This is a genomic window from Amycolatopsis sp. NPDC101161 (genome assembly GCF_044768185.1).
Taxonomy (GTDB): domain Bacteria; phylum Actinomycetota; class Actinomycetes; order Mycobacteriales; family Pseudonocardiaceae; genus Amycolatopsis.
This window is the reverse complement of sequence record NZ_JBIWPI010000003.1, coordinates 840,187-843,901: the sequence shown is the minus strand read 5'-3', so window position 1 is coordinate 843,901 and position 3,715 is coordinate 840,187. Positions and strand designations below refer to the sequence as shown.

The 3,715-nt window shown below is 72.7% G+C and carries 4 protein-coding genes; all 4 read right to left on the bottom strand.

Annotation, left to right across the window (positions count from 1 at the left end; all coding sequences use genetic code 11):
- Positions 1-17 precede the first annotated feature (17 nt).
- The 4 genes from ACIRSS_RS25635 to ACIRSS_RS25620 are packed head-to-tail and all read right to left on the bottom strand — an operon-like array spanning position 18 to position 3,698.
- The gene (locus ACIRSS_RS25635) at positions 18-224 is read right to left on the bottom strand and encodes an MbtH family protein (protein ID WP_400899079.1); all 207 of its coding nucleotides are present in this window, start codon (positions 222-224) and stop codon (positions 18-20) included.
- Positions 221-1,468 carry an MFS transporter gene (locus ACIRSS_RS25630; RefSeq protein ID WP_400899077.1) on the bottom strand — a complete coding sequence of 416 codons (1,248 nt, stop codon included), beginning with the start codon at positions 1,466-1,468 and terminating at the stop codon, positions 221-223. The genes ACIRSS_RS25635 and ACIRSS_RS25630 overlap by 4 nt, the downstream gene beginning before the upstream one ends.
- Entirely contained in the window at positions 1,465-2,718 is a 1,254-nt protein-coding gene (locus tag ACIRSS_RS25625) for a glutamate synthase-related protein (protein ID WP_400899075.1), read from the bottom strand. The genes ACIRSS_RS25630 and ACIRSS_RS25625 overlap by 4 nt, the downstream gene beginning before the upstream one ends.
- Positions 2,715-3,698 (bottom strand): asparagine synthetase A, encoded by a 984-nt coding sequence (locus ACIRSS_RS25620; protein WP_400899073.1) that lies wholly within the window; start codon positions 3,696-3,698, stop codon positions 2,715-2,717. The genes ACIRSS_RS25625 and ACIRSS_RS25620 overlap by 4 nt, the downstream gene beginning before the upstream one ends.
- Positions 3,699-3,715: the final 17 nt, after the last annotated feature.

Here is a 3,715-nt window from a genome sequence, read left to right as displayed (position 1 = left end):
TGCCGGCGGGGGAAGGGTCAGCGCATCGCGGCGATGAGGCTCGCCGGGCGCAGGTCGGTCCAGTTCTGCTCGACGTACTCGAGGCACGCGGCGCGGGTGTCCTCGCCGTGGACCTTCGTCCAGCCGGCCGGGATGTCCACGGTGGACGGCCAGAGCGAGTGCTGGTTCTCGGCGTTGACCAGGACCAGGAAGGTGCCGTTCTCGTCTTCGAAGGGGTTGGTCATGACTGCTTCTCCTCTGTCAGTGCGGCCCGGCCGAGTGCCGGGGTGGCGACGAGCAGGGCGAGCGCGACGAGCGCGACCGCGGCGTGGGCGAGCATGGTGAGCGGGACGCCGAGCGTCTCGACCAGGACGCCGATGAGCAGGTTGCCGACCGGGGTGGCGGCGAGGGTGAACAGCGCGAGGATCGACATCACCCGGCCGCGCATGTCCGGGGTGGCCCAGCGCTGGGCGAGGCTCACGAGCACGAGCGCGGTGAGCCCGGCGACCAGGCCGAGGGTGAAGAAGGCGGCGATGCCGACGGCGACGTTCGCGGTGGCGAGCAGGGCGAGGCAGCCGACCTGCGCGGCGAGCCCGGCCGTCGCGAGCCGCCCGGCCTTTTCGCGCGGTGGCCACTTGACCGAGACGACGAAGGCGAGGGACGCGCCCAGCGTCATGGCGGTGAGCAGCCAGCCCGCGCCGGCTTGTCCGCCCAGCAGGACCAGACCGAGGTTGATCGGGCCGGCGCCGCTGAGTTCGAGCAGGCCGGTGACGATCATGGCGGTCCGCAGGGCGGGCCGGCGGGCGACGTACCGGCAGCCTTCGGCGATCTCCGTGCCGAGCTGCTTGAGCTTGACGCGCTGCCGGGGTTCGGTGCGGGTCAGGGTCTTGGTGTTCCCGGCGGCGAGGGCGGAGACGGCGAAGCTGACGCCGTTGACGACGGCGACGGTGACGAGCCCGCCGAGCCCGGCCAGCCAGGACCCGAGCGCACCCCCGGCGGCCTGCCCGCCCCGCACGGCGGCGAGGTAGACGGCGTTGCCGCGCACGAGGTGTTCGGGCGGCAGGAGGTTCGGCCGGAGGGCATCGGAGGCCGGGATGAAGAACGCACTGGCGACGGCCATGACGACGATGAGGCCGGTGAGCAGCGGGAGTTCGGGGCCGACGAGGAGGACCCCGGCCGCTCCGGCGAGCATGGCCCCGGCGCGGATGAGGTCGGTGGTGATGAGGACCCGCCGCGGCCCGGTCCGGTCGGCGACGGCGCCGCCGACGAGGAGGGTGAGGACTTTCGGGAGCGAGCCGAGGGCGAGGACGAGACCGGCGAGGGCGGGCCCCGCGGTGCCGACGAGCGTGACGGAGAGGGCGATGAGCCAGACCGCGTCGCCGAAGGAGGACAGACCCATGGCGAGGACCAGGCCGAGGAAGGGTGCCGGAAGGGCTTTGGTGGAGGGGCTCGCCGGTGTTGTGGTGCTCGGCTCGGCGGCCGTCGTCATGACAGCACCTCTTCGGCCACTCGCTCCGCCTGGCCCGGGAACCACACGTCGTCCGGAGTCAACGCGTCCGCTCGGTACTGGCCCAGTGCGCTCAGCAGCAACCTCAGCTCCAACGCCAGCGCCTCCACGAAGCGGATCAGTCCGGAGCTGGGGTCCGTGTCCACCGCCAGCAGCGCCGCCCGGCCCAAGCCCGCCGCGCGCGCCCCCAGCGCCAGCACCTTCGCCACCCGCGTCCCCTCCCACATCCGGCCCGACGCCAGCAGGCAGCCGGCCGGTCTTCCGATGCGGGACAGGCACTCCGCCAACGGCAGCCCGACCGAAGCGAACGACAACGGCGCCCAGCCGGAACCGCCCTCGGCGCCGTCCACGGTGACCGCGGAAGCACCGGCCGCCCAAGCCACCGAAGCCGCCACACCGACATCGCGCCCCGGCGGGAGCTTCACCCACACCCCGGCGCGCGGGAAGTTGTTGCGCATCAAGCGGATCTGCTGCCGGAGGATCTCGTCGGTGAACGTCCCCGGCGAACTGCTTCGCAGCACTTCGGCACCCAGTGACTGGTCCACCGCGTACAACGAGGCCAGCGAGGCGGCTTCCGCAGAAGAAACCAGCGTCATGCCACCGAGCCCCGGCTTCGCGCCCTGGCCGACCTTCAGCTCGAACGCCAGCCGCCCGGACTCCAGCAGCGGCAGCGCCGACGGGTCCGAATACACCAGGTTCCACACCTCGGCGTCCGCGTCCTCCGTGCTCTGCTGGACGACCACGCCGCCGAGCCCGTCCGGCACCGCGTCCGCGTACGCCCGCAGGCGCTCCAGGAGCGTCCCGGCCGACGCGCCGTCCACGCGGCCGTGGCCGTGCATCGGGACGACGTTCTCGCCGATCACCATCGGGATGCCGAGCCGCGCGGCCTGCGCCGACGCCGCCGCGCCGAGCCCGCGGCCCGCCACCTGCGTCGAGCCGAACGCCGACAAGTACAGCGGCAGCGAAGACGCGAACCCGCCGATCGACGTCGACAGCGAAACATCGCCGTACAACGGTTCCCGGCCCAGCTCGATCAGCTTCTCCAGCCGCCGCGGCACGAACACCGGCGGCACCAGCCGCGCCTGCTCCAGAACATCCGCGGACGAGACCGGATCAGCACCGAACAAGGAAGTCCCGTAAGAAGAAGCGTCGGGGAACACCGCCGAAGCGCCGCGCCGGGCGCGCTCCCGGACCTGGTCGGCGGGGAAACCGGAAGCCTGCAACGCGGTCACGGCGAGACCACCCCCGGCAGCTTCGGGAACGCCGTCGCCTGCCACACCGCGTCCAGCCCGGCGACGTACCGGGTGAACCGCTGCACGCCCAGCCCGAACCCGGCGCTGGCCGGGATGCCCGCGCGGACCAGGTCCAGGTACCACGCGTACTTCGCCGGGTTCTCCCCCGTCTCCCGCATCCGCGTGACGATCCGGCCGTAGTCGTGCTCGCGCTCGCTGCCGCTGCACAGCTCGCCGTAGCCCTCCGGCGCGATCAGGTCGAAGTTGCGCAGGACCCCCGGCGTGGAAACGCTTTCCCGGTCGTAGAACCCGCGGGAGCCCTTCGGGTAGTCGACCAGGAAGAACGGCCGCGCGTGCTTCTCCGACAGGATCGCCTCGCCCGCCCAGTCGATCTCGGCGTCTTCGCTCTGCGGGTGCCCGAGCTCGCGCAGCGTCTCGACGGCGGTCGCGTGCGACAGCCGGCCGAACGCCCCGCCGAGCAGGTCGGCGAACGCGCCCGAGTCGCGCCCGAGCGCCTCCAGCACGTCGCCCGCGTCCTCGACGACCCGGCGCACCACGTGGGCGACCAGGTCCTGCAGCAGGTCGAGCACGTCGTCGCGGGACGCGCCGGCGACCTCGACGTCGAGCTGGTGGAACTCGGCCAGGTGCCGGCTGGTGTTCGCCGTCTCCAAGGGCTCCAGCCGCACGTTCGGCGCGACGTAGAAGATCTTCCGGAAGCCCAGCAGCGACGCCTGCTTGTACAGGATCGCGCTGGTCATCAGCTTGTACCGGTGGCCGTAGAAGTCGACGTCGACCTGCTTCGCGCCGCGGCCGCCCGGGTCGGTGACCGGGCCGATCACCGGCGGGAGCAGCTCGGTGAAGCCGCGGGCGCCGAGGAACGCGCGCGCCTCGGCGAGCAGCTTGTGCTGGAGGCCCAGCACGTGCCGGGTGCGCTCCGCGGTCAGGTGCGTGCGCGGGTCCGGCGGATCGGTGTAGGACATGGCGTTCTCACTCCCAG

Bases quoted from the DNA above. Each gene is read 5' to 3' on its own strand.
- ACIRSS_RS25635 (WP_400899079.1), bottom strand. From the start codon at position 224: ATGACCAACCCCTTCGAAGACGAGAACGGCACCTTCCTGGTCCTGGTC.
- ACIRSS_RS25630 (WP_400899077.1), bottom strand. From the start codon at position 1,468: ATGACGACGGCCGCCGAGCCGAGCACCACAACACCGGCGAGCCCCTCC.
- ACIRSS_RS25620 (WP_400899073.1), bottom strand. From the start codon at position 3,698: ATGTCCTACACCGATCCGCCGGACCCGCGCACGCACCTGACCGCGGAG.